We start from the raw sequence: 25,856 nt of genomic DNA on the forward strand, positions 1-25,856 counted from the left end.
CAGACGGCGGGATGAGTAGCAATTGAGAAGATGCCCATTTGGATTCCGGACCGGAAGCATCGCAACTTTTCAGCTGAACTGACATTGCTTGCGGTTCCGCCGCACGTGCACCACGGAATAAACATCGACGCCGGGTTTGATCTCGGGCCACCACATTGTTCGCAACACCGACGGTGATTCCCTCAGCGTGCTGACGGAGGTACGCGACCCAGGAAGGCGACGAGCCGCTCCCCGGCATTCGCCGACGGGGATACCTCGACCGGCGGGCCGAACCGGACATTCCGATCCGGCGTGGAGACCAGCACATGCGCCAGATCCAGCAGTTCGTCGGCCATCGTGGCTGGCATCTCAAGCGGCTGTCCGCAGCTGACGGCGACATCCCAACCGTGTACAGCCACCTCCAGCGCACCGGTCGCGGCCACGACGCCGGTGGTCACCGCCGCGCCGATCATGTCGACGGTGGCGTGCCGCGGCGGCCTGGCCACCGCCTCTCGCAACAGACGGAGCCGGTGGCGGAAAGTGGGCACCAGCTCGGTGATCGGGCGGGCGGTCTCCGCAGGGCAATGGGGGTCCAGCAGACCTGAGTCGATCGCCTCATGCAGCGTTGCCAGCGAGTCGTTCATGTGCGCCAGCAGTTCCTGGAGGGTCCACCGGGTGCAGGGTGTCGGCCGCGGCATGGTCTCCGGAGTGACCGGCTGGACGCAGGCCAGGGCGTAGTCCGCCGCCCTGTTCAGCACACTCAGTCCTCCGAGCTGTGCCGCCCGCGCGCCGTGTGTTCCGTGGCTGTGGGACACCTGTCCTCCAGAGGGGTTTTGGGTATCACGCCACATAGTGAGACTCGATGTCGCGAGGAAACTCATCGGACCCTTCCAACCGTGGCGAACGGCCGGGAGGGTCCGATGAGTTTTCGTTGCCGGTCAGCGGTCTGCTGACAGGATTGCGAATACCACGGGGTTGGACAGACCACTGATCGTGGTGGCCCAAGTGGCGATCCGGGCGTCTCCGGCCGACAGCACGACCCAGCCTTCGCTCCCCACCTTCTCAACGGTGAGCATCCGCGATACGGAACCCGCCTTGCGCAGGCACTCCACCGCACACCAGACCCGAGTGGCGGCCAGGTCGGAGTTTTCCCCGGAATCCGCGGCGACCAGGTCGCGGACGTCGCGGAGACCGTCTCCCAGCAGGGCATCCCAGTCCTCCGCGGCCCGCGGCTCGACGGCCTCGACATCGCAGCCCAGCCCGTCGGTGCCTGCCACCACCAGCGTGACGCCCGCTCCGTGCGAAGCCGAGATCGCGACGCCGTCCACCTCCGGCTTTCCGTCCGGGCGGTATCGCACCACCACCGGACCGCCAAGGGCGCGGCTCGCGGCGAGCTCGGTTTGCCTCCGTCGGTCCTCGGAGTTGTGCCCATCCACCGGATCGGGCTCGACCACAACTGCCCGACGGCCACCGAGCTCTCTTTCCACCGACCGCTCGATATAGGACCCGAGGAGTGCCGGTGCCCACGGCCCGGACGCATCCCTCGGCCGCACCGCCCGCAAGGTCAGACCCTCCCAGCGTTCGATCACGTGACCGGAAGGATGGAGCACATCGACGTCGTAGGTGTAGTCGTCACCGTCCTGTGTGCGTTCCCGCGCATCCATGATCACGAACGGGGTGTCCTGTGTGGATGGTGCGGTGAGGTACAGCTTCTCGATGCCGCGGGGGAGCAGCGTCGCGTTGGGAACGCAGCACTGGATCGAATGCATCACCGCGTCCCGTGTGCCAGGGTCGGCCAGCACCTGGTCCTGCGGCAGGTAGGTGGCGAACCAGGGTGCGGGTGCGGTCGTGGACAGCTCGGCGACGGCATGACGAGCGCTCGCCCTTCGGTAGCTGAGCAGCCGCTGGAACCGCTTGCCCTGGAACAGAACCTCCCCGTACAGCTCGGCGGGGTCGACCGGCACGGCAGGCAACTGGACAGCCGGTCGTGCGGAATGATCGTCGATCAGCGGCGGTTGAGGCAGCCGGAGCGTGGCCCGGAAATGGTCAGCGCTGTACCCGGTGTCTTCGGCGCGGATGGTCACCTCCACCGTCTTGCTGTCCCGCACCAGCGCCGCCAGCCGTATCGAGGTGGTGGTGCCTGGACGGATCGAAATCGGCCGCAGGAACTCCATGTCCTCCAGCAGCGGGACGCCGGTCCTGCCGAGTACCGCCGTGGCGACCTGGGTCATGGCCTCCATGCCGACCACGGCCGGGAAGAGCAGGTTGCCGTCCAACTGGTGGTCGGCCAGGTAGGGATCGCTGCCCGAGGACAGTTCCACCTCGGTGATCAGCTCGATGTTCGGGTAGTGCACCAGTACCTTGTCGGCGAACCGACTCAGCGGTAGCTCCTGACTCGTGTCCACGGGCAGGGTCGGCAGACCACCCATGCGCCCGGTGATCGTCAGCACCGGTCCGATCGAGGGATCGGCCAGCACCTGACGCAGGATGCCGAGACCATTGTCCAGGGAGATCGGCGTGATTCCCTCGCGAACCAGCGCCTCGACCACGCCAAGGCGCTCACCCATCCCGGCGCCGGACCAGACCGACCACTCCAGTGCCAGCGCCCGTGCCCGAGGATGTTTCCGCTGGAATTCGACGGTCAGCTCGGACATCCAGTCGTTGGCGGTCGAGTAGTGGGCCTCGCCGCGGAGCCCGGCGCGGCCGATGATGCTGCCGAACGTGACCAACAGCTTGATCTTGTCCTGCTGGACCGCCTGGAGCACGTTTCGCAGGCCTGCCACCTTGACCGCGACCGTCTGGTGGAACCGCTCCGCGGTGAGCGTGGCCAGCGCTGTCGGTTCGTTGCGGCCCGCGCCGTGCATCACCGCGGTGATCGGGCCCAGATTGGCCTGGAACCGCGTCACCGCTGCGGCCACCTGGTCGGCATCGGTCACGTCGGCGCGTTCGTAGCGGTAATCCACTCCGGCCGCGGTCATCCTGGCCAGGTTGGCCGCGATCTCCTCGTCCTGGCCCGAGTCGTCCCGGCCGATGAGCGCGAGTCGTGCACCCGAGTCCTTGGCCATGACCAGCGCGCACTCGGCGGTGATTCCCTTGGCGCCGCCGGTCACCAGCAGCACGTCGGTACTTTCCAGCGGCGTTTCCCCGGTCGGCTCCGCGGGTGGATGTACCACGCGGAGCACCGGCGCCGTCCGCTGTCCGTCGGCGTTGTAGCGGACCTCGCTGAATGACGTGGTAGCGGCGACCTCGGCGGTCACCCACGGCACCGCGACGTTCACCGCCGACGGCGTGAGATCGGGCAGTGTGACGATGGTGGTCTGCATCCCCGGCGTCTCCAGGTGCGCGGTCCTGGCCAGACCGGAAGCCCCGAACCTGCCCTGTACCACGACGAATCGGGTGCCTGCGGCCGCAGCCGCCTGGCCTGCGGTGAGGATGAGTTCACCGTGGTGCTCGCCGCTGTCCGGCAGACACAGCAGGACGCCGTCGCCGATGCCCGCTTCGCCCAGCGCGACACCCAGCCGCTCGGCGAGCGGGTGGCCTGCCGGTGCGAACACCTGCCAGCTTCCGGCCGGACCGGATCCCGCGGCCACGGCCGGAAGAGGGGCGGGGAGGTAGTCGACGGAGAACGGCCGTACCCAGGCCGCCACCCCGCCTGCTTCCGTCCTGCCGCCGAGTTGACCGCCGCCTTCCTGTGCCGTTTCGGCCAGTTCATCGATCAGCTTGGCCAGTTCTCCGAGCGTGACGGTCGCGAAGCTGGTCGTCATCTCCAGAGGGGGACGGTTCAGGTACCGGGTGACATCGTTGATCAGCTGGCCGACCGTGATGGAGCTGAGGTGAAGGTGATCGAGCGGATGGGTGTCGGCGGTGACCTTCTCGAGCGGCAACTCCATCCGCTCGGCGACGAGCCTGCGGATCAGGTCGAGGGTGGAATCGCCTTCGTCCTGGCCGGGGAGGTCCGTCATCCCGGTGGAGGTGTCGACCGCGCCGGCAGCCCGGAGTTCGGTCATCGAGGCCGCGAGGTCGGGGACGGATTCACACGGGCTCGACAGGAAGGTGAAACCACCGTCGAGTCGCAGCGGTCGCACCACCCGGCCCGCGAACAGCGCCTCGGTGTCGATCGCGGCCCCGAGAGCGAACGCCGCCCCCACGACGGACAGCAATGGACTGAGCGACGCGTTGTCGGTGTCGACCGAGAGCACCGGTGTGTTCGGTGCGATCTCCTTCAGCAGGCCCGCGAGCACCCGGCCGGGGCCGACTTCCACCGCGAGATCGACCTCGGCGGCGGCCTTGGCGGCGGCCGCGTGGAAGTTCACCGGAAACAGCACCTGGTCATACAGGTGGCGCCGGAGATCGGTGTCGGCGGGGAGCAGGTCGCCGGTCACCGAGGACATCATCGCGCGGGTGGGCCGATCGAAGGTGAACTCGGTGAGGCGCTCAGCCAACGCCACGGCAGCGGGCCTGACCAGCGGGGAGTGAAAGGCGTGCGAGACGTTGAGCCTGTTCGCGGTGATACCCGCTGCCTTGGCCGCGGTGCACACACGGTCCACCTCGCCCGCCTCGCCCGCGATCACCGTCTGGGTCGGCCCGTTGTACCCGGCGATCACCACCGAGGTGCCTTCGAGTAGCGGTTCGGTCTGCGCGGCGAGGATGGCGAGGCCTGCCATCGCGCCGCCACCCTGACTGGCATGGGCCATGACCTCGCCGCGTGCCCTGGCCAGCCGTAGCGCCTCCGTATCGTCGAGAGCACCTGCCCATGCCAACGCGGTCAGCTCGCCGAGGCTGTGCCCGACCGCCGTCGTGGCGTCGATACCCAGCGTGCGCAGCACCCGCATCGCGGCCAGCGAACCGGCGACGATGCGGGGTTGTGCCACCTGGGTGGCCACCTGATCGCCACCGATGGGCAGGGCGGCCTGTTCGAAGACCGCCCTCGCCGCGGCGAACCGGCGGCGAATCGCGCCGACCGCGCCACTTCCGGAGCCCTGGCCGGGGAAGAGATAGGCGAGCTTCGGGGCGGTCACCCGGTGGTCGAGGAACACCCCGTCCGCGGCGAACAGGTGCGGGGTGGTTCCCGCGTCGAGTGCGGCGAGCAGCCGGGTGAGCTTGCTCAGAGCGTCCTCGGGGTTGGTGACCACGACCGCGGCCCGCACGCTCCCACCGGACAGCTGTCCGGCCAGCGTTCCAGCCAGGTCGGCGACTTCGGCGAAGGACAGCGCGGGGACCAACTCGACCAGCCCGGCGACCCGCTCGCGCAACCCGGCGTGATCGCCCGCGTCCAGCAGGAGCAGTTCCGCGTCCTGCCGACCGTCGACCGGCACCGTCGTATCGAGGGACAACGTCGCCCGGCGAGTGGTGTCTGGTGCCTGCTCGAGCGCGATGTGCGTGTTGATGCCGCCGAATCCCATGGCCGACACACCGGCTCGGATCGGGTTGTCCACCGGCCAGAGCTCGGGCTCGTGCGGCACGTACACGGCAGCGGACTCGACGGTGAGCAGCGGGTGCGGCTGGTTGTGCCCGGTGGCGGGCGGAATGACCTGGTGGTGGACCGACAGCGCCGCCTTGATCAGTCCGCCGACCCCCGCGGCGGCCTTGGTGTGTCCGATATTGCCCTTGAGCGAGCTGACCGCAACCGGTCGGACGTGCGGATCGAGGTCGCGCCGGACCGAGGCGAACACCTCCAACTCGGTGGCGTCCCCGAGCGCCGTACCGGTTCCGTGGCCCTCGAAGTAGGCGACGGTGTCCACCCCGTATCCGGCCCTGGCGTAGGCCCGGTCGATGGCGAGCCGGTGGCCGTCGGCCTCAGGGCGGGTGATGCCGCCCTTGCCATCGGAGGAGATCCCCCAGCCCGTGATCGACGCATAGATCCGCCGACCCTGGGCCCTGGCGTCCTCCTCGCGCATGAGCACGACGACGCCGGAACCCTCGCCTGGCCAGAATCCGTTGGAATCCTTGTCGTAGATCTTCATCTCGGTGGTGGCCAGCGCGCCGGTCTTCGCGAAGCCGATGACCTCGAACGGGTCGATCGACAGGTCGACCCCGCCCGCGAGGCAGACGTCCAGATCACCATCGACCAGTGCTGTGGCCGCGGTGGCGATGGAGAGCAACGACGAGGAGCAGGCTCCGTCGACGGTGTAGCCGCCGCCCCCGAGGTCGAAGTAGTTGCAGATGCGCCCGGCGATGGTGTTGGCGAGCCCACCGGCCAGCGTGTCCTCGTTGATGGGAGGGAACGGGGCCTTATACACCGGTTCCAGGTCCCTGAGGAAGGTTCGGGTCTCGTCATCCGCCCAGCCCTTGGCGGTCAGCGCGGCAGCCAGGGTGCGCCGCACGTAGGGCCAGCGCAGCCGCATCAGGTTGGCCCGGGAGAACTCACCGGTCAGGCTGTTGCCCAGCACCACCCCGGTGGTCCGGTGGGGGAGACCGACGGCGTCCGTGAACCCGGCGTCGGCCAGCGCCGCCGCCGCGACGTCCAGGGCCAGCCAGTGTGTCAGGTCGGTCGACCGATAGGTGTTGCCGGCGACCTGGTACTTGACCCGGTCGAACTCGAATTCGCGCAGCACGGCCGCTTTGCTGGCGTAGAACCGGTCCGGCGCCGCCGGGTCGGGGGAGTAGTAGTCCGCCAGGTTCATCCGCTGGTCCGGCAGGCGCCGGAAAGCGCGGCGGCCTGCCAGGACATTCTCCCAGAGATCCCCGGTACTTGCGGCGTCTGGATAACGAAGTCCGATGCCGATGATCGCGATCCGATTGGTAGTCAACGTATACCGCCCATTCTCGGTGATCACCCGTCCCCAAGCAACGCCCTTCTTTGTGCTGGCGGCTTTTGCGGGAGCCGGTCCAGCTGGATGGCAGGCGTGCGACACGCGTATTGCCGCTCGAGCCAGCGTGCACCGGCGTTCCGCTGAATGCCTTCTTCTGAAACGCTGAGATTGTGGAATGGCAAGTTCGAAGACGGGCACTCGGGGAGATGCGACAGCACCGCCTCCCGGCTCACTCTGGTGAAGCCACCGTCATGGGAGGAATCGATGCAGTCGTTTCTCGGATCATTGCGCCAGTTGATCCTGGCGCCCCGGTTGTCCGCCGTCGGTTTCGCCGAACGCGGGTTCCCCGCGGCGGGCTCGCCGGTCGCCGAGCGGTTGGAGTCGATCCCGCAGGCGGTGGTGTGCGGGTTCGAATGGGGGATGGCCGAAGGCGGTCTACGGGAGGTGGAACGGCGGCTGGCGCTGGTGGAGCAGGAGCAGCGAGGCTTCGCCTACGAGGGCGCGACGATGGCGTTCACCGTCCGCGATGCGATGGCGGGCGGTAGGGGCCTGCGTACTCGCGATCTGCTCATGGGGCCTGGTGCGCCACATCTGCTGCTCGCCTACATCGGCATCGGGTTCGCGATGGCGCGGTTGCCTCGGCCACTCTGGCGCACCATCGTGCCCGACCTGACCGGGTTGCCCTACTACCCCATGATGACCTGGCTGGCCGTGGACGGATACGGCTTCGACCTGGCCTATTTCCACACCCGGCGGTACGTCGACGAGCAGCGGAGACCATCGCCCTACCCGTGGCAGGGTTCGCCTGACTACTTTTCGCGTGCGGTGGATCAGGGCATCGGGCGGGCGCTGTGGTTCATCAACGGTGCCGATCCGGCGGCGGTGACCGCGGCCGTCGCGCGGTTCCCCGCCGACCGCAGGCCGGACCTGTGGAGCGGGGTGGGTCTGGCCGCGACCTTCGCCGGTGGATGTCCGGCCGATGGACTGGCCACGATGCTGGTGTCGGCCGGTCCACACCGGCCACAGGTTGCGCTCGGCGCGCTCCTGGCATTGAAGGGGCGGACGCTCGCCGGGTATGTGCCGGAGTACTCGGCGATGGCCGTCGAGGTGTTCTCCGCGCTGTCCGTGGCAGCGGCGGATCTGCTCGTCGATCAGGCTGAGGCCGAGGTGAGCGGTGCGGCCGACTCGCTCGGAAATGATGTTCCGCCTTACGAGCGATTGCGCAACAGAATTCGTGATCATTTTACGGACGATGAAATTTCCGATGCAGAGCGCAGTGATCAGCACACGCTTCTGGCACGCCGTGATGCCGGGCAAATGTAAAGAAGTGTCTGTGGCGTGGACCTGTCATTCTTATCGCCGTAACGGCACCGGTTGATCGAACTTGGGGAGCTAAATTGAGTAGCTCGTGGCGAATGCTGCGTCGCCGTTTGCTGACGCCGAACGTGTCTGAGACGAGCCTTGAGAAGCGAGGGTTCTACAGGAAGTCTCCTGCTGCGCAGGAAAGGCTTGAAAGCATCGGAAAGGCCTTTCTGGAAGGGTACGCGTACGCGATGGAAGCCGGCACGCCCGCCGATGCGGAGCGTCGGCTTGAGCAGATCCCGGACTGGCTCCGAGGATTCGCCTACGAGGGCGCGGGTATGGCCCTCGCCATGCTCGACGGACTGCCGTTCGGTCGCTCGGACAACGTCCAGCGGTTCCTGCGACGTCCGCTCGGCGACACCTACCGCTACCTGATCTATGTCGGTGTCGGTTGGGCGATGGCCAGGCTGCCGCGATTCCGCTGGCCCAAGCCCGCGGACATCGATCCGCTCCTGCTGCCACTGGTGCTTGACGGCTACGGCTTCCACCAGGCCTATTTCCACACCGCTCGCTATGTCGAAGGGCAATACCGGGACCCGGCCTTTCCCTGGCCTGGTGGCAGGCATGCGTCCTACGCCAACGACGCGATCGACCAGGGCATCGGCCGGGCCATGTGGTTCGTCTGCGGCACCGACCCCGACCGGGTCGCCGACCAGATCGAAGCGTTCCCCGAGTCCCGCCGCGGCAATCTCTACAGCGGTGCCGGGCTGGCCGCGACCTATGCCGGTGGCGTCGACGAGACGGAGCTGCGCACGTTGGCCCGCCGCGCGGGCGGGTACGCGAGCAACCTGGCGCAGGCCTCCGCGTTCGCCGCACAGGCCAGGGTGAGCGTCGGCATCGTCCCCGCGCACACCGGTCTGGCCACCAAGGTGCTGTGCGAGACGACGCCGCAGGACGCGGCGCGGCTTGCGGACACGATGCGTCCCGTCGACCAGGTCGAAGGCGACGTGCCCGCCTATGAAGTGTGGCGGCAGCGGGTCGCCAAGGAGTTCGTTTCCGTGGGAGGGGTGAACCCGTGAGGGCGTTACATGGCCTGCTGCGCAGGCAGTTGACCGGAGTCATCGCACTCGTGCTCATCGTCACCATGTTCTTCCTGGTCCGGCTGCCGGAAAGTTCGGCGGAGGACAAGAACGAGCTGGCGGGCAACTACTCGTTCGCCGGGCACAGCCTCGCGCTCCCGGCCGCGGACAAGCAGCAGTCGATCAGGAAGGTCAACCAGGCGTACAAGCACATCGACGCGTGGGTGTCCTCGGTGGGTGCCGCCATCGCCATGAACGATCTTGACGGTGATGGGCTGCCCAACGACCTGTGCCTGGTCGATTCACGCACCGATCAGGTGGTGATCACGCCGACGCCGGGCAAGAACGACAAGCGTTATCCGCCGATCGCGCTCGACCCGTCGCCGCTGCCGATGGACGACACCATGGCACCCATGGGATGCGTCCCCGGGGACTTCAACGAGGACGCCAGGATGGACCTGCTGGTCTACAACTGGGGCCGTACTCCGATCCTGTACCTACAGAAGGCCGAGCACGGCACGCTCGCCGCCGACTCGTTCGAGCCCGTGGAACTGGTGCCGGGAGTCAGCTCCAATGGCAGGTACACCGGTCCACAGTGGAACAGCAACGCCGCCACCATCGGCGACTTCGACGGCAGCGGTCATCTCAGCGTCTTCATCGGCAACTACTTCCCGGACGGCCCGGTGCTCGATCCGAGCAAAGACGGCGATGTGACGATGAACCACTCGCTGTCGCACGCCACCAACAGCGGCGGGAAGTACATCTACCGGTTCAAGGGCGCCACCGCGGGTGAGCACCCGACGGCCACCTTCGAACTCGCCGAGGACGCGATTCCCGGGGACGCCCGGTTCGGCTGGACCCTGGCGACCAGCGCCACCGACCTCGACGGCGATCTGCTGCCGGAGATCTACATCGCCAACGACTTCGGCCCCGACTATCTGCTGTACAACGTGTCGAAGCCGGGTCAGGTCAAGTTCAACACCGCAACAACCGATCGCACGCCGGGCACGCCGAAGTCCAAGCGGATCGCCAACGACTCGTTCAAGGGCATGGGTGTCGACTTCGGCGATACCAGTCACAAGGGCATGTTCAACATGTTCGTCACCAACCTGACCACGGGTTGGGGCATCGTGGAGAGCAACTTCCACTACATCAACACGGCCAAGGACCAGGCAGATCTGCGAGCCCAGCTCAGCAGCGGGAAAGCGCCGTTCCGGGACGACAGCGGGGAGGACGGCACCGCCTGGTCCGGATGGAGCTGGGACGTCAAGATGGCGGACTTCGCCAACCGGGGCGAGCTGGACATCGCCGTGTCCAACGGGTTCGTCAAGGGCTACACCAACCGCTGGCCACAGCTACAGGAGCTGGCCATGGCCAATGACGCCCTCGTCGCTCCGCCGAGCCTGTGGCCGAACACCAACGCCGGGGACGACCTGGCGGGAGACCAGGCGCTACACCTGTTCGCCAAGGGCGCCGATGGTCGCTACACCGACCTGGCTCCCGAGCTGGGTCTCGCCATACCGGTACCCACCAGGGGAATCGCCGTCGGCGACGCCGACGGTGACGGCAGGCTCGATATGGCGATCGCCCGGCAGTTCGACGCACCGATCTTCTACGAGAACAAGGCCCCGGACACCGGTGGCTACCTCGACCTGCGACTCCTGCACGACCAGCCGTCCTCGCCGGGCAGCGCACTCGCACCCGGATCCCCGGTGGTCGGCGCCCAGGTGACCGTGACCACGGCGGACGGCAAGAAGTACATCGAGCGAGTGGACGGCAGCAGCGGACACGCGGGCCGACGCAGCAACGAGGTGCACATCGGACTCGGCGATGCGCAGGGCCCGGTTCAGGTGCAGCTGAAGTGGCGCGACCGCCAAGGCAAGGCCCACGAGCAGGAGCTTCGGCTCAGCCAGGGCCGCCACACCTTCGTGCTCGGCGACCAGGCCAAGGAGAAGTGAGAGGCATGAGCGTCCCGACTACGTCCGCTTCCCCGAAGCGGCATGATCCCAAGGTCATCATCGCGTTACGCAGGTTCGCCATCTCGATCTCGGTCTTCAACATCGCCGGTTACCTGTTCCTCGGTTTCGAGCAGCCGTGGACGTGGCCGTTCGTGGCGCTGGCGACCGGTTACGCCACCGAGTTGGTACTCGAGGCGATCGGCGCCAGGGTCGAGGGCCGCGCGCCCCGTTACCTTGGTGGCGGCCTCAAGGGGCTGATCGAGTTCCTGTTGCCCGCGCACATCACCAGCCTCGCGCTGAACATGCTGATCTACGTCAACGACCGGATCTGGGTCATGATGTTCGGGGTGGTCTTCGCGGTGGCCACCAAGTGGATACTGCGGGCCCCGGTGCGGGGCCAACTGCGGCATTACATGAACCCGTCCAACTTCGGGATCCTGATCATCCTGATCCTGTTCCCGTGGGGCAGCATCGCGCCGCCGTACCACTTCACCGAGCACCTCAACGACGTGGGCAGCTGGATTCTCGTGGGGATCATTCTCGTGTCCGGCACCGTGCTCAACGCCATGCTGACCAAGCGAATGTGGCTCATCGCAGGCTGGCTGAGTTTCTTCGTACTACAGGCGATCCTGCGTGGTCTGCTGTTCGACACGGCCATTCCCAGCGCGTTGACCGTGATGACCGGTGTCGCGTTCGTGCTCTACACCAACTACATGGTGACCGACCCCGGCACCACGCCGTCCAAGCCGGGCGCGCAGTTCGTGTTCGGCGCGGGTGTGGCGATTTTCTACGGGTTGTTCATGGTGGCGCACATCGCCTACGGGCTGTTCTTCGCCACCGCGATCGTCTGCCTGATCCGTGGACTGTTCCTGTGGGGCCTGCACTTCGTGGACAGGTCACGGAAGCAGTTCGAGGCCGGGCAACTCGCCAACGGAGCCGGTAACTCGAACGGTTCCGTCGTCGAAGGATCGAAGTCTCAGCAGGTGGCGGCGTGATGGTCGCCGGCCGGGTACCGCCAGGGCCTCCGCGGACGGAGGCCCTGGCGATCCTTCGGGATCTGCGTGCGGACCGGCTCGGGCTGATGGGCCGCGCGGTCGCCGAGCACGGCGACGCGGTCCGGGTGGCGATCGGTCCGAAGAAGCTCTACATCTTCAACCACCCCGACCATGCCAAGCACGTGCTCGCGGACAACGCCGCCAACTACCACAAGGGCATCGGGTACACCGAGGCCAAGAGGGCGATGGGCGACGGGTTGCTGACCAGCGAGGGCACGCTGTGGAAGGAGCAGCGCCGCACCATCCAACCGGTTTTCCAACACAAGCGGATCGCCGCCAAGGCGGACGTGATCGTGGACGAGGCGCTTGGCCTGGTCGACCGGCTGCGCGCCCATCAGGGCACCGGCCTGCCGGTGGATGTGCTGTCCGAGGTCACCACCGTGACCCTGGGGGTGCTGGGGGAGACGCTGCTCGATGCCGACCTCGGCGCGTTCCACACCATCAGCCACTCCTTCGAGGTCGTCCAGGATCAGGCCATGTTCGAGATGGAGACCCTGGGCCTGGTACCGCACTGGCTGCCATCGAAGCGGCAGCGGAAGTTCCGCAAGGCTCGCGCCGATCTCGAGCGGATCGTGAAAGCCCTGGTGGCGCAGCGGAAAGCAGGCCCGTCCGAATCGGGTGACGATGTGCTGACCCGGCTCATCGCCTCCACCGGCAAGGAGACCGACAAGCGGGTCGCCGACGGCCGCATGCGGGACGAACTGGTGACCCTGCTGCTGGCCGGGCACGAGACGACGGCCAGCACCGTCGGCTGGACGCTGCATCTGATCGGACGGCATCCGCGAGTTCGGCAGCGGCTACACGAGGAGGCGGTGGCCGTGTACGGCGATCGTCGGCCGACTTTCGAGGACCTGACCGCCCTTCCCTACACGAACATGGTGCTCCAGGAGGCCATGCGGCTGTATCCGCCGGTCTGGATCCTGCCGAGGCGGGCGCTGGAGGCCGACGAGGTCGGCGGCTACCACGTCCCGGCCGGGGGTGAGGTCCTGATCTGCCCGTACCTGTTGCACCGGCACCCGAGGTACTGGGCCGATCCGGAACGGTTCGACCCGCAGCGGTTCGATCCGGACGCGGCCTCCGACCGGCCCCGCTACGCCTACATCCCGTTCGGCGCCGGTCCCCGGTTCTGCGTGGGGAACCACCTGGGGATGATGGAGGCCACCTTCATCATCTCCACCCTGATGCGCGATCTGCGTCTGGTGGAAATACCCGGCAGCCATCCCGAGCCGGAGCCGATGTTGTCGCTGCGCATGGGGGGCGGCCTCGCCATGCTGGTCGACCGGTGGGAGTCGGCCACGGACGATTCGGCAGCGTGATCGTCGTGGCCAACGTGAGGAAGGTGCCGATACACCATGACTGATCTCGTCGGACATCCGAAGGCGGGAGAATTCTCGAAGCTGAGGGCCGCCATCACCGACGAGCGGTGCCGGGAGCTGTTCCCCACCCGGTTCCTGGCGGCGAATGAGACCTTTGGCCGCCTCGTCGACGCGACCGCGTATCGCATCTTGTCCTTGATGGGCGCACTTCCGCCTGCCCAGGGCATGACGGTTCATCAGGCCAAAAGGGAGCTGGCGATCCCTTGGCGCCGCACGATCGCCTTGCGGGCTCTCTACGAGAAGCTTCGTGACGCGAAGATTCTCGGATCCGAGAACGATCGCTTTTATCCGGGGACGGTGCCTGCGGCGGATTTCGAGGCGGTGGCGGCCGAACTCGTCGATGCGGAGCCCGGCGCCGCCGTTGTCGTGGAGATCCTCCGCACGCTGGTCGACGGCGCGCCACGGTTCTTCCGCGGCGAGGTGACCGGTGACGAGATCCTGTTCGCGCCTGCGAAGCTCCAGCTCTGGCTGAACTACTTCTCCAACGACAACATCTTGTACGCGATCAACAACAAGATCGGGGCCGAGGCCCTCTCCCGGCTCAAGGGCCCGTTGGAAATCCTTGAGGTCGGGGGCGGCTGCGGCAGCGCGGCGGAGTGGGCTCTCACCCAACTCGGCTCCGGTATCGCGCGATACCGGTTCACCGAGGTCGCCGAGACCTTCGCGCGATTCGGCGACCAGGTGGCGAAGGCAGCCGCGTCACGGTCCACGGTCCTCGAGACGGCCAGGTTGGACATGACGAAATCCTGGGCCGAACAGGGCGTCGAGCCGGGCACATTCGATGTGGTCTACTCCGTCAACTGCTTCCACGTGGCACCCGACCTCGATTTCGTCGTCGCCGAGGCCGCCAAAGCGCTCAAACCCGGTGGGGCTGTCGTCGTGTCCGAATGCGTGCGTCCCACCAAGCTGGCGCGCTCCATCCACGCCGAGATCATCTTCGATTTTCTGGACACGTTCACCGACGTCATCACAGATCCGGTACGACGGCCGACGCACGGGTTCCTGACCCCGGCGGCCTGGCATGCCACGTTCGAGGCTGCGGGGCTGGGCGACGTGACGATCTTTCCCGATGTCGATGCCATCGCCGAGCAGTACCCGGACTTCGTAGTGGGTGCGGTGATAGCTCGCCGGGACGCAACCGACAGGAGCTGAGGATGGTCGCAGGTTTGGTCCGCCTGGCAGTGCGTAGGTCACTCCGGGACACCCGCCATGTGCCGGTCGTTCCGCGTCGCCGGGCCACGGGATTGGTGGCCGAGATCTATCGGCAGGTAGAGCGCGATTTCGGCATGCTCGCGCCTCCTGTGGCGCTCCACTCCGTGGCGCCGCACGCGATGGCGGCCTCATGGATGATCCTCCGGGAGACCTTGCTCGCGGACGGGAACGCCGATCGGGCGAGCAAGGAGGCCGTGGCGGTCGGGGTGTCGCAGGCCAACAGCTGTCCCTACTGCCTCGACGTGCACGGCATGACGCTGGACGCCATCACCGGACGAGACGCAACCGCCAGCGATCCGCTGAGCGTCTGGGCGCAGGAGAGCGCGACGGCGAACGGTGGTGCAGCGTTACCGTGCCCACCCGACCAGGTGGCCGAGTTGATCGGTGTCGCCGTGGCGTTCCACTACTACAACCGCATGGTCAACATCTTCCTGCGCGACTCACCGTTCCCCGCGCACGTCCCGGAGAATGCGAAGCCGAAGGCCAAGCAAGTGCTCGGCGGTGTGCTGAGATCCTCGGCCGCCTGCGGCCCGCGACTGGGGGCCTCGCTGGAACTGCTGCCCGCCGCGCCGGTGGCAGGCGACCTGGGCTGGGCGGAGGGCAGTCCCGTTGTCGCCGAGGCGTTCGCCCGCGCCTTCGCGGCGATTGATGCCGCGGGTGCGCGGTCGGTACCTGACGAGGTCCGTGCACTCGTCCACAGTCGACTGTCTGCTTGGGACGGAACAGCTCCCGGTATCAGCCGGTCCTGGATGGACAGTGCGGTTGCCGGGCTGCCGGACACGGAACAGCCCGCCGGACGGCTGGCACTGGCCGTGGTGTTCGCCTCCTATCAGGTCGACGAGGGCATGGTGGACGCCTTCAGGCGCACCGGAGCGGATGACGTCACGCTGGTGGAACTGGCCTCCTGGGCGAGCATGGCCGCCGCCCGCCGGATCAGCACCTGGCTCGCCTGACGAGCGGATCTCCGGGATACGTATTCGTCAGCACGTGAGAAGGAGATTTGTGCTCCGTTTCGCAGAAAAATGATCGGTAGCCGGTGGCCTGTCTCCAGGCCACGACCACTGATTGGAGGCGCGGATGCGATTTCTGCCTGAGGACGGGCACCCCGCGGTCGCTGTTATCGGATTTGGTTACGTCGGCTCGTGCATATCCGCGACACTGGCTGATCGTGGATTTGATGTCGTCGCGATCGACACCGACGCGCGATTGCCCGAGGAACTCGCACAAGGATTCTTTCGCCTGGAAGAACCGGGGCTGGCCGAACTGGTCTTCCGTGGCATCGAGGCGGGCCGACTGCGGGTGACCACCGACTTCGCCGAGAGCGCGGCGGCGGATGTGATCCTCATCTGTGTCGGTACTCCCGTGCGCGAAGACGGCTCCCTGTTCGATGAGCAGCTGCGCGGCGCCTGCCGAGCACTGCGTCCCCATCTGAGACCCGGGCAACTCGTGGTGCTGAAGAGCACCGTCCCGCCAGGTACGACCAGGCACATCATGTTGCCGGAGCTGGAACGCAGCGGCCTGCGTTGCGGTGTCGACTTCGGACTGGCGGTCACCCCCGAACGCCTCGCCGAAGGGACCGCGCTGGCTGAGTTGCGCACCTTCCCGATCGCGGCAGGCGGCTACGACGAGGACAGTGTCCGAGACGTCACCGAGTTCTGGCGAATGGCGCTGGATGTTGAAGTCGTTCGCCTGGACTCATTGGAAACCGCGGAAATCGTGAAGTTGGCGAGCAACTGGTGGATTGACCTCAACATCGCCCTAGCCAATGAGCTGGCCAAGTTCTGCGCGCTCTTTGGCGTGGATGTTCTCGACGTCGTGTCCGCCGCCAATATGATTCCGAAGGGAAACGGGAACCTCAACATCCTGTCGCCGAGCGTGGGCGTCGGAGGATCTTGCCTGACCAAAGACCCATGGATGGTCTGGAAGTCGGCGAAACAACGCGGCGTGGACATTCGTACAGCGGCAGTCGGCCGCGAGGTCAACACCGACATGCCGGAGTACGCCGCTCAGCTGATCGTGGACGAGTTGTTGCGCCAAGGTAAGGACCCGGCACAGTCGACAGTGGGAGTCCTGGGACTCTCGTTCAAGAACAACACCGGTGATCTACGCGCGACACCCACTGTGGGCACCGTGAAAGCGCTCGCGAAAGTCGGGGTCACTGTGCGCGTGCACGATCCGCTTGTCGACGCCGAGGAGGTCCAGGCTCTCTTCGGGATCGCACCCTCTGCGACGGTAGAGGACACCGTGCGGGAGGCCGACTGTGTGGCAGTGCTGGCGTTTCACCGGGACTTCGCCGATATCGACTTCCGGGTATTGCCGGTGGCCGACCAGTGCATCGTCTTCGACGGACGTGCCTACTACCCCAAAGCGTATATCGCACAGCTCATCGCGTCGGGATACGTCTACCGCGGAATCGGTCGCGGCGACGCGTTGGGCGACCCGGCACGGGCAGAGGCCAGTTGATGGCCGAGCCGAAACAGAAGTCTGTTCTCGTCACCGGCGGTGCGGGGTTCATCGGGCATCACCTGGTCGAGCGGTTACGGGACCGTGGTGATGAGGTGACGGTTTTCGACGTGGCTTCCCCGCAGGAGGGTGCCCATGATGGGGTGCGGTATCTCGAGGGAGATCTGCGTGATGGCGAGGCGCTCGGCCGTGCGGCCGCGGGCGCCGACGTGATCTATCACCTCGCCGCTGTGGTCGGGGTCGATCAGTACCTGGCCCGGCCGCTGGATGTCATCGACATCAACCTCTCCGGTACCCGCAATGTGCTCGAAGCCGCTCGTCACACCGGGGCCAAGGTGGTACTCAGTTCGACCAGTGAGGTATTCGGCAAGAATCCCGCGGTGCCGTGGGCGGAGGACAGCGACCGGGTGCTCGGTCCGACATCATCGGATCGATGGTCTTACTCCTCAAGCAAAGCCCTGGCTGAGCATGTGACCTTTGCCTTCGCGCGGCAATTCGGCCTCGAAGCAACGATCGTGCGCTACTTCAACGTGTACGGCCCGCGGCAGCGTCCCGCCTATGTCGTCAGCCGCTCGGTGCACCGGGCGGTCAACGGCCGCCCATTGGTGATCTATGACGACGGGCGGCAGACCCGCTGTTTCACCTACGTCGACGACGCCGTCGAGGGAACCATTCGTGCTGGGGACCACGGCGGCGCGACAGGCCAGGTATTCAACATCGGCAGCATGGTGGAGACGACGGTGGGAGAAGCCGTGCGACACATCGCCGAGCTCACCGGCTCCAAGGTCATCGTCGAGGTCGACACCGCGGAAAAGCTGGGAGCGTCCTATCAGGACCTCAGTCGACGGGTACCGGATAACGCCAAGGCAGGCCGGGTGCTTGGCTGGCGTCCGGAGACTTCCTTGCACGATGGGTTGGGCAAGACCATCGAGTGGGCACGGGCCAACAACTGGTGGCTCAGTCTCCCCGATAAGGGGGCAGCCTGACTAGCGCGAGTGCGCCGCAGCCGGATTGCTTCGGCTGCGACGCGCTCTCTCCATGGCCGGGAGATGGCTAGCGGCGGCGGTGCGCGGCGACCAGTCGCTCCAGCGCCGGAATGACCTCACCTGGGCTCGGCATGGCGGCCCACTCCTCGTACAACATCGCCGCACGTTCCCGATAGCCGGCATCCGTGGTGACATGCCAGATCAGCTCACGCATCTCGGAGATCGACTGTGCCCGGTGGTCCAGCCGCGCTCCCGCGCCCTTGGCGATCATGAATTCGGATACCGGAGTCGCCTCCAGCTTCTTGGCCGGTAGTTCCCACAGCGTTGCGGGCTTCTCGATCTCGCCCGGCTCGGAGACATCGAGTTCGAGGCCGCTGCGGACTGTACCGACATCCATCCGGCCCGGATCACTCTCGATAAGGCGCATCAACAGCGTTTCGCCTTCGATGTCACAGACGAGCTGGGGAACTTTGGCGACCAGCGCGCTCATGAACGTTCCATTGCCGCCATGATGGATGATGGACGAACACGTGGGCAGAACGTGCTGGAGGTTGAGCCATTCGAACGCGCGCACATTGTCCGGTACCCGCTCCACGCCATGAAGCTGCCGGTCGGTGAGTGTGGCCAGCACCTCGATGTCGAGCCCGTCCAGCGCCTTCATGATCTTGGGGGTTCGGTCCCAGTCGCCGACCACGAACCTGCGAGTCGACTCGCCCAGGGTGAAGGCCACTCGTGGCGGATGATCCTGATACAGCCAGTCGGGGAGGGGCTTGGGGTCTCCGTAGGGCACGTGCCGGATGAGCAGCTTCCTGGTGCTCGTCGGCAGCCGGAATCCGTCGAGCATGGTCTCGGTCGTCCACTGGCCGTACAGCAGATCGTCATCGACGGTGAGTCCATGTTTCTCGGCCAACGGCTGAAGCAGAGTGGCCATCGGATTCGGGTCGAGCCCAGCGGCAACGAGTTCATCGCGATGTTCGGCGAGTCGGTCCATCGACCAGGCGAAGAGGTCCTGTCCGATGGGCTGTCGGCAATGCGCCGCACCGGCGATCCGAGCCGCGATGCCTCCTGCCGGAAAGACCGGATCCCAGACGATCAGGTCCGGCTGCCAGGTCTGCGCGAAGCGAATAAGGTCCTCCGGCTCCGGCCGGTCCACCCGGATATAGTCCGAACTAGGACAGAGCATCACCTGGAAGTAGGTGATCCAGTGTTCCTTGTCTTCCGGGCTGAGCCCCAAGATCTCGGCGTACTGCTCCACCTCGTCCGGGTGTTTCGGGGGATCGCAGTCGGCCGTTTCCCGTACCAGCGGCTGATGGGGATCACCGAGGGGGACCGGCGTCAGGCCCGCGGCGACGACCTGATCGACCGCGCTGGCGTGTGTGGCCACCCGCACCTCATGGCCCGCGCTCTGCAAAGCCCACGCCATCGGAACGACCGGATACAAATGCGCCCGCGAATTAGGGTAGACACAGAACAGAACTCGCATCAACACTCCTTGCCCCGAAAGCGGTTCATCCCCTACGGAACCATCGTCGCGACAGCAACGGGACGACACGCCTCCTTATTTGCGGTATTTCTATCCGCTGTTGGTGCATTCCGAGGCGAGAGAACCCCGACGTCTCGGATTGTTTCGAGCACGCTGCTTCGAGCCGGTGTGGTCAGCGTTGTTCTTCGGTGACCAAGGCCAGTTTCGCCACCCCGCGGCGACCACTGGTCGCGCCGTCCGGTGACGGGGCACCATAGGTGACCTCGATACCCCGTTCCTGCGCGGCACGGACGATGCCCGGCACCGCGCGCTCGGCGAGTGCGGCGATGGTCATCGCCGGGTTCACCGTCAGCGCGCCGGGCACCGACGAGCCATCGGTGACGAAGATGCCCGGATGCCCACGAAGCTCGTGATTGGGGTGCAGGGCCGAGGTCGCCGGATCGTCGCCGATGCGACAGGAGGCCAGGGGATGCACGGTGTAGGCGCCGATGACGTCGTTGGTCCACGCGGTGACCGTGGCCAGGCCGTCCTTTTCCAGGATCTCCTTGCACTCCGCGTCCGCCATCGCCCAGGCCCGGCGGGTGTTCTCCGTCGGGTCGTAGCTCAGCGGGCCCCTGCCGAGCATCTGCTGCGAAATGCGGTAGGCGTTGCCGGTCGGCGGCGGCGGGCCGAAGACACCCTCGTTGTCGTCTTCGACCATCTGGAAGATGATCAACCAGGACTTCCAGCGCTCGAGCATTTCCTTTTTCTTCGCGCCGAACCAGGCAGGTGCTTCCTCACCGGGGGCCTGGGCGAGAGTGGTGCCAAGCCCTGGTGGGAAGTACAGCTGTTCCAGCGAGTAGCGCGAGTATTCCGGCAGGGTGCCGTCCAACCGGTCCCAACAGGCCACCGTGGGGCCCTTGCCGATCTGATTGGCCTCATAGGCCACGTCGGCGCTGCGGCTGAGTCCCAGTACCTCGCGTACCCGGTCTTCGTTGAGCACCGCGGTGTTCAGGCGCTCGCCGTTCCCGGAGAAATACCGTCCGACGGCGTGGGGAATCGTGCCGAGGCTTGGCTCGGAGCGTTGCAGGATGACCGGGGTGGCGCCTGCCCCCGCCGCGAGGATCACCATCTTCGCGTCGATGGTTCCGCCGCCGGTGTGCACTCGGTAGTCCTCGACGTCGATGGTGTTGTAGTGCACCCGGTATCCGCCGTCATCGGTGCGCTCCAGCTTCTGCACCTCGTGCAGCGGACGGATCTTCGCGCCATGCGCCAGCGCCGCGGGCAGGTAGTTCGTGAGCAGGGAGCGCTTCGCGTCGAAGCGGCAGCCCGCCATCATCCAGTTGCAGTTGGTGCAGCGAGAGTTGTCCACCGCGACCGGGGCCGGGTTCGCCGTGCGGCCGGAATGGTGGCAGGCCGCCGCCCACAGACCACCGGCATAGGACACCTCGGACCAGTCCTGCTTGTATACCGGAAGTGCCTCGGAAACCCTGTCGTACCAAGGATCCAGCGTGTCGCGGGTGATCCCGGCGGGCCACATCCTGCGTCCGATGCTGCCGTGACGCTCGAACACGAATCGAGGAGCCCGCGGCATCGCGGCGAAGTACACCACGCTGCCGCCGCCGACACAGTTGCCGCCGAGGATGCTCATCCCGTCGCCAACGACGAAGTCGAAGATCCGGGTGGAGGATGTGCCGAGCAGGAAGTCGTGTTCGAACTCGTGACTCTCCAGCCACGGCCCACGTTCCAGGATGGTGACCTTCGCACCACCGGCGGCCAGGTGGTAGGCGGTAATCGCGCCGCCGAACCCGCTGCCGACGATGAGGACATCGGTGCTGTCCGGACTGGTCATGCCGGGCTCCCTGAGGGTGTCGTGTCGGGGTGGAGTTCCGCCAATTTCCGACCGTAGGAATAGGAAGGGAAGCGCCAGAGCCCATCCTGATCCGGTGGTCCCCACCCCATGGCGAGCAGTCCAGGGTGCCCGGCGGCTATCGCGTCGGCGGTGTGCATGTGCGCCGCGCTGTCGAAGGCCATGTTGCAGAACATGGCGAGCGCGATCCAACCGTCCCTTTCCGGGTAACCGGGAACGGTGAGCTGATGAACCAGCGCCATTCTGTGCTCGAACGACAGGGCCACGAATGCAGGCAGATCCTGGTCGAGTGTGAGCCCTCGTTCCTTGGCGAAGGTGCCCGCATGATTGTTCAGCGCGGATGCGAGGTAATCGAGCCCCTCGGTGATGCCGGTGGCCGATGTGTTCAGCAGTTCGAGCGCGCCCGCGGCGACCGCGCCTCCACCGGTGACGACGCCTGCGACAGCGCGATCATCGGGAGTTCGCTTCTCGCCCGGGACGATGGTGTCCGCGAATGCTTCCAGCGTCGCGACCTTGACGCTTTCCTCGGATGACAGATCCACTTCCACGCGATTTCCTCCCTGGTCAGTGGCGGCGGCTGAGGGGACCGCGTTCTACAGGGGAGCAGTTCGGTGTCGAGGGGCGCGTCTTCTCGACTGCCATCGGAGCCATTTGCCAGGAGACCGGGCAAGTCGGGAGATGCGCGAGGGGCCCAGTCGGGACAGGCTCGAATCGGCGCACGTCGGCCGAGCCTTGCGTCACTTGGTGTTCGTTCTCGCTGGTTCCGTTGCTTGGAGGCTAAGTTGGCTACAACGATCCCGGTGCGCGAGGAACTCGTGCGCAAGGCTTCGGATTTGATTCCGCTCCTGCATAAGCATGCGGCTTGGGCCGAGGAGAACCGCCGCCTGCACGAGGAGACGGTCGAAGCGCTGGCCGATGTCGGCGTGTTCAAGTTGCGTCGTCCCACGCGGTACGGCGGATATGAGGCGGACTGTCGCACGCTGCTCGAGGTCGGTATCGAGCTCGGACGGGGATGCGCGTCGACCGGGTGGGTCGCGTCGGTCTACTGGATTCCGACCTGGATGGCGTGCCAGTTCCCGGGTGAGGTGCAGGACGAGGTGTTCGCCACGCCGGATGTCCGGGTGTGCGGCACGTTGAGCCCGTCGGCTATGGCCGCGCCGGTCGATGGCGGCATCGTCGTGAACGGCAAGTGGGGGTTCATCAGCGGCGCGCACCACGCTCATTGGCAGGAGATCATCGCGATCCTGGTGCCGCCGACGGGAGAGCCCTACCCGGTGATGGCCCTGGTACCGATGGCGGATCTGTTGATCGTGGACGATTGGCAGACGTCCGGACTGCGCGGTACCGGCAGTGTGAGCACGGTGGCAAAGGACCTGTTCATTCCCCAGGAACGCGTCCTGCCGCTGCCCGTTGTGCTGGAAGGCCTGGCCAACCCCGCGGTGAATAGTGACTCACCCGTCTATCGTGGACCGCTGTTGCCCATGGCCTCGGCAGCCTCGGTCGGAGCCATTGTGGGTATGGCGAACGGCGCTCGCGATGCCTTCTTACACCGGCTGCCGGACCGCAAGATCACCTATACCGGGTACGAAAGTCAACGCGAGGCGCCGATTACCCACCTCCAGGTGGCCTCGGCGGCGATGAAGATCGACGAGTCCGACTTTCATGCGCGCCGGATCGCGAACCTGGTCGACGCCAAATGCGAAACCGGCGCCGAGTGGAAGCTCGAAGAGCGAGTCAAGGCACGAGCCGACGTCGGTGCGGTGGTCGGGTTGGCCAAGGAAGCAGTGGATATTTTCGCCTCCGCCAGCGGCGGATCTTCCATTTACTCCGGAATCCCCATCCAACGGATCAATCGGGACGTTCAAGCGGTCAGCATGCACGCCCTCCTGAACCCGAACACGAACAGGGAACTGTACGGCCGGGTGCTGTGTGGCCTTGAGCCGAACACGCTTTACATCTGACTGTCAGAAAGGACTAGGACAGCATGACCACCGACGCAGACAACGCAGCGATCGCCGCGCTGACCCAGAAAGTCGTGGCCGCCTGGGCGTACGCGGACGCGGAAACCTTTGCCAGTGTCTTCACCGACGACGGCACCATGATCCTTCCCGGTGTTTTCTGCGCCGGTCGGGACCAGGTCCGTTCTTATATGGAGGAGGCGTTCGCAGGCCGGTTCAAGGGCACCCAGGTCACCGGGAGCCCGATCAGCATCCGGGCTCTCGGCCCGGACGCCGCGATCCTGCTGAGCAAGGGTGGCGTTCTGCAACCAGGTGAGACCGAGGTATCCGACAGCGGCGCCATCCGGGCCTCCTGGTTGGTCACCCGCCAGGATGGGCAGTGGCGCCTGTTCGCCTACCAGAACTCTCCGCTCCACGACCCGAGCGCGGCCAACGGGGCTGCCTGACCGGCGAGAAGGATGTAGGTCGTTGTCCGCTTCAGTGGACAACGACCTACGTCATCATCGCGTGGTTCTCATTGTCATGGCCGCGGCGGACGATGTTCAGTCGATCCAGGCACGCGGGGCGGGGCCACCGTGACCGACCGGAGGAAAGATTTTCTCCAGCTGGTCGAGTGTCTCGGTGGACAGCGGGGTGTCGAGTGCCCGCAGCGCACTCTCCAACTGACCGACGGTGCGTGGACCGATCACCGGAATGACGCCGTTCGGCCGCGAGAGCACCCAGGCCAGTCCGACCTCCGCTGGACCACGTCCCAGCTCGGCACACACCTGCTCGTACCGCTCGATGGCGGGCCGATTGACCGGTAACGCCGACGCGGAACGCCCTTGCGCCGACTTCGCACCCGTGCCGTCCCGCGCCTTGCGTATCGCTCCGCTCAGCAGCCCGCCATGCAGCGGCGCCCAGGCCAGCACTGCGAGGTCGTACGCACGGGCAGCGGGCAAGATCTCCAATTCCGGTTCCCGGGTGAGCAGGTTGTATATGCACTGTTCGGAGACCAAGCCGACCAGTCCGCGCTGGTGGGCCGCATGTTGAGCGCCTGCGATGTGCCAGCCGGCGAAATTCGACGATCCGACATAGCGGACCTTGCCCTGGGAGATCAACTGGCTCATGGCTTGCCACACCACTTCCCAGCAGACGTCCGGGTCGTACCGGTGCATTTGGTATAGATCGATCGTGTCGGTCCCGAGTCGCCGCAGCGACGCCTCGCAGCCTCGAATGATGTGATGTGCGGACAGCCCTTGATCGTTGGGGCCGTCGCCCATCGGCTCACCGACCTTGGTCGCGATGATGACATCATCACGACGCCGGGACGAGCCCGCCAGCCAGCGGCCAATCAGTTCCTCGGTATAACCCCGGTGCACCCTCCACCCGTACATGTCGGCGGTGTCGATCAAGTTCATATCGTGTGCCAACGCCGTGTCCAGGATTCGGCGTGCCTCGGGTTCTTCGGTGCGTCCGCCGAAGTTCACCGTTCCTATCGCCAGCCTGCCGACTCGAAGACCGGTGCGGCCGAACGAGATCTGACGGTTCACGCGGCTATGTCCTCCCGTCGCCTCTCCGGACGACACCGTCGGCGGACGGCTCGTTCCCAGAGCAAGATTTGTTGATTGCCTGCTCGTTTTCTTCTCAGACCGTGCGGTCTCGTGGTGCTGCGACGTCCAAATCGGTGCCCGCAGGGACCCGGCGCGGCGCAGGCAAGCGCGAAGACGCGGCGAAGCAGGCGGGCCGATTAGCGTTCGAGCTCATCCGACCGTTGCAGGCCGAGCAGTGGGGAACTGGAGATTGTGTGATGACCGAGCTTACGGATGGTGACCTTCTGCCGGTGCGCCAGCTTTCGTCTCGGGAGGTCTATCGCAACCCCTGGCTGGCACTGCGAGAGGATCAGATCGAGCGTCAGGATGGTTCACGGGGTATCTATTCGGTAATAGATCGGCCGGACTTCGCAGTGATCGTGCCAACTGAAAACGATGGATTTCATCTGGTCTCCCAGTACCGGTATCCAGTTGCCGGACGGTTCTGGGAGTTTCCTCAGGGCTCTTTCCCGGATTGGCGCCCGGTCGACCCGATCGAATTGGCCCGCGCTGAACTGGCCGAGGAGACCGGATTGCGTGCCCAGTCCTTTACCGATTTGGGGAGTCTGTTCAGCTGGCATGGTGCATCGAGTCAGAGATTTCACGTTGTCGTGGCCACCGAGCTAGTGCAGGGAGTACCCGATCGTGAGATCAGCGAGCAAGATATGCAACACCGCTGGGTGTTGCGATCAGAATTTAAGCAGATGATTCACAGGGGTCAGATAAAAGACAATTCTACGCTGGCCGCCTATGCGCTGTTGATGTTGCATGAATTTGGTTGACCAGATCATGGTGATCGGCGGTCGGTTTGCTTGAAGCCAACGGGTGAGCAT

At 66.0% G+C, this 25,856-nt stretch carries 18 protein-coding genes; 12 read left to right on the forward strand and 6 right to left on the reverse strand.

Going from position 1 to position 25,856, the window contains the following annotated elements; all coding sequences use genetic code 11:
* Nucleotides 1-182: 182 nt before the first annotated feature.
* Together ACU6XJ_RS21250 and ACU6XJ_RS21255 are read right to left on the reverse strand one after the other, a co-directional pair.
* The gene (locus tag ACU6XJ_RS21250; protein WP_476314481.1) at nt 183-737 is read right to left on the reverse strand and encodes a TIGR03086 family metal-binding protein; all 555 of its coding nucleotides are present in this window, start codon (nt 735-737) and stop codon (nt 183-185) included.
* Nucleotides 738-917: 180 nt separating this feature from the next.
* Nucleotides 918-6,728, reverse strand: a complete 5,811-nt coding sequence (locus ACU6XJ_RS21255; RefSeq protein ID WP_476314484.1) for a type I polyketide synthase — start codon at nt 6,726-6,728, stop codon at nt 918-920.
* A 267-nt stretch (nt 6,729-6,995) separates the two neighbouring features.
* On the opposite strand from ACU6XJ_RS21255, the gene ACU6XJ_RS21260 reads away from it, so the two are divergent.
* From ACU6XJ_RS21260 to ACU6XJ_RS21300, 9 genes are all read left to right on the forward strand, one after another.
* Entirely contained in the window at nt 6,996-8,054 is a 1,059-nt protein-coding gene (locus tag ACU6XJ_RS21260; RefSeq protein ID WP_476314487.1) for a DUF1702 family protein, read from the forward strand.
* 92 nt (nt 8,055-8,146) lie between these two features.
* Nucleotides 8,147-9,112 carry a DUF1702 family protein gene (locus tag ACU6XJ_RS21265; protein WP_476314490.1) on the forward strand — a complete coding sequence of 322 codons (966 nt, stop codon included), beginning with the start codon at nt 8,147-8,149 and terminating at the stop codon, nt 9,110-9,112.
* Nucleotides 9,109-11,070, forward strand: a complete 1,962-nt coding sequence (locus ACU6XJ_RS21270; protein ID WP_476314493.1) for a CRTAC1 family protein — start codon at nt 9,109-9,111, stop codon at nt 11,068-11,070. Before ACU6XJ_RS21265 ends, ACU6XJ_RS21270 begins: the two co-directional genes overlap by 4 nt.
* A 5-nt stretch (nt 11,071-11,075) precedes the next feature.
* Nucleotides 11,076-12,065, forward strand: a complete 990-nt coding sequence (locus ACU6XJ_RS21275) for an enediyne biosynthesis protein (protein ID WP_476314496.1) — start codon at nt 11,076-11,078, stop codon at nt 12,063-12,065.
* The gene (locus ACU6XJ_RS21280; RefSeq protein ID WP_476318564.1) at nt 12,065-13,441 is read left to right on the forward strand and encodes a cytochrome P450; all 1,377 of its coding nucleotides are present in this window, start codon (nt 12,065-12,067) and stop codon (nt 13,439-13,441) included. The genes ACU6XJ_RS21275 and ACU6XJ_RS21280 overlap by 1 nt, the downstream gene beginning before the upstream one ends.
* 36 nt (nt 13,442-13,477) lie before the next feature.
* Complete coding sequence (locus ACU6XJ_RS21285; RefSeq protein ID WP_476314499.1) at nt 13,478-14,653, forward strand: class I SAM-dependent methyltransferase; 1,176 nt, start codon at nt 13,478-13,480, stop codon at nt 14,651-14,653.
* Between the two features lie 2 nt (nt 14,654-14,655).
* The gene (locus tag ACU6XJ_RS21290) at nt 14,656-15,666 is read left to right on the forward strand and encodes a carboxymuconolactone decarboxylase family protein (protein WP_476314502.1); all 1,011 of its coding nucleotides are present in this window, start codon (nt 14,656-14,658) and stop codon (nt 15,664-15,666) included.
* A gap of 124 nt (nt 15,667-15,790) precedes the next feature.
* Nucleotides 15,791-17,176, forward strand: coding sequence for a nucleotide sugar dehydrogenase (locus ACU6XJ_RS21295; RefSeq protein ID WP_476314505.1), 1,386 nt, complete (start codon nt 15,791-15,793; stop codon nt 17,174-17,176).
* Complete coding sequence (locus ACU6XJ_RS21300) at nt 17,176-18,162, forward strand: NAD-dependent epimerase/dehydratase family protein (RefSeq protein ID WP_476314508.1); 987 nt, start codon at nt 17,176-17,178, stop codon at nt 18,160-18,162. The genes ACU6XJ_RS21295 and ACU6XJ_RS21300 overlap by 1 nt, the downstream gene beginning before the upstream one ends.
* Before the next feature lie 67 nt (nt 18,163-18,229).
* Here ACU6XJ_RS21300 and ACU6XJ_RS21305 read toward each other — a convergent pair whose 3' ends face one another.
* The 3 genes from ACU6XJ_RS21305 to ACU6XJ_RS21315 all read right to left on the reverse strand — a co-directional run bounded on the left by ACU6XJ_RS21305 (nt 18,230) and on the right by ACU6XJ_RS21315 (nt 22,030).
* Complete coding sequence (locus ACU6XJ_RS21305; protein WP_476314511.1) at nt 18,230-19,645, reverse strand: nucleotide disphospho-sugar-binding domain-containing protein; 1,416 nt, start codon at nt 19,643-19,645, stop codon at nt 18,230-18,232.
* Between the two features lie 172 nt (nt 19,646-19,817).
* Entirely contained in the window at nt 19,818-21,476 is a 1,659-nt protein-coding gene (locus tag ACU6XJ_RS21310; RefSeq protein WP_476314514.1) for an FAD-dependent oxidoreductase, read from the reverse strand.
* The gene (locus ACU6XJ_RS21315) at nt 21,473-22,030 is read right to left on the reverse strand and encodes a DUF5987 family protein (RefSeq protein WP_476318566.1); all 558 of its coding nucleotides are present in this window, start codon (nt 22,028-22,030) and stop codon (nt 21,473-21,475) included. Before ACU6XJ_RS21315 ends, ACU6XJ_RS21310 begins: the two co-directional genes overlap by 4 nt.
* A 264-nt stretch (nt 22,031-22,294) precedes the next feature.
* On the opposite strand from ACU6XJ_RS21315, the gene ACU6XJ_RS21320 reads away from it, so the two are divergent.
* Together ACU6XJ_RS21320 and ACU6XJ_RS21325 are read left to right on the forward strand one after the other, a co-directional pair.
* Nucleotides 22,295-23,455 (forward strand): acyl-CoA dehydrogenase family protein, encoded by a 1,161-nt coding sequence (locus ACU6XJ_RS21320; protein WP_476314517.1) that lies wholly within the window; start codon nt 22,295-22,297, stop codon nt 23,453-23,455.
* 23 nt (nt 23,456-23,478) lie between these two features.
* Nucleotides 23,479-23,898 carry an SgcJ/EcaC family oxidoreductase gene (locus ACU6XJ_RS21325; RefSeq protein WP_476314519.1) on the forward strand — a complete coding sequence of 140 codons (420 nt, stop codon included), beginning with the start codon at nt 23,479-23,481 and terminating at the stop codon, nt 23,896-23,898.
* A gap of 96 nt (nt 23,899-23,994) precedes the next feature.
* Here the strand turns inward: ACU6XJ_RS21325 and ACU6XJ_RS21330 are convergent, their stop codons facing one another.
* Nucleotides 23,995-25,020, reverse strand: coding sequence for an aldo/keto reductase (locus tag ACU6XJ_RS21330; RefSeq protein ID WP_476314522.1), 1,026 nt, complete (start codon nt 25,018-25,020; stop codon nt 23,995-23,997).
* A gap of 98 nt (nt 25,021-25,118) precedes the next feature.
* On the opposite strand from ACU6XJ_RS21330, the gene ACU6XJ_RS21335 reads away from it, so the two are divergent.
* Complete coding sequence (locus ACU6XJ_RS21335) at nt 25,119-25,805, forward strand: NUDIX domain-containing protein (RefSeq protein WP_476314525.1); 687 nt, start codon at nt 25,119-25,121, stop codon at nt 25,803-25,805.
* The last annotated feature ends 51 nt before the right edge of the window (nt 25,806-25,856 follow it).

The organism is Actinorectispora metalli (genome assembly GCF_056323685.1).